Source organism: Peribacillus sp. SIMBA_075, assembly GCF_046534585.1.
Genome location: NZ_JAWRYN010000130.1, coordinates 1 through 457, shown reverse-complemented (window position 1 = coordinate 457; position 457 = coordinate 1). Strand labels below are relative to the sequence as shown.

General features: G+C 42.7%; 2 protein-coding genes. Both read left to right on the top strand.

Annotated elements, in window-relative coordinates; translation table 11 throughout:
- Positions 1–27: 27 nt before the first annotated feature.
- A complete protein-coding gene (locus tag SB775_RS27465) occupies positions 28–168 on the top strand; it encodes a helix-turn-helix domain-containing protein (RefSeq protein ID WP_410864297.1) in 141 nt (46 codons plus the stop codon).
- A 41-nt stretch (positions 169–209) separates the two neighbouring features.
- Positions 210–395, top strand: coding sequence for a hypothetical protein (locus tag SB775_RS27460; protein ID WP_410864296.1), 186 nt, complete (start codon positions 210–212; stop codon positions 393–395).
- Positions 396–457: the final 62 nt, after the last annotated feature.

Genomic DNA, 457 nt, shown 5'->3' with positions numbered 1-457 from the left:
AATGGAAATTATGTAGAAGCCGCTAATCTGCTGTTTGTACACAAAAATACAATCAAGTATCGACTGCAATTGATCCGCGATTTGACTGGGCTTCATCCGGAAAACGGACAGGACCAATTGATGCTGCGCATAGCCATGACTGTACATTCCTTTGTGTATCAGGCATGATATTGATATAATGAAGGGGAGGTCAAGTAGGAGGAACGTACATGGATGATTGGTTGAACAAGCCCGTAAAAACAATCGACAGACCGAAAAAGCGCTGCATCGTCGAATATGTCGATGCTCAGTATATTGTGGTTTACTTTACCATTCCGCGAAAAGAACGTGTCATCTTTTCCAGCAAGGAGTCATTCCTGAACAAAATCGAGTTTATGGAAGACCGCACAACCTAATCTTGCAATAAAAAAGCCTTTGGCTCGTCGCTACATAGCGCTGCCAAAGGCTTTTTCTTCAT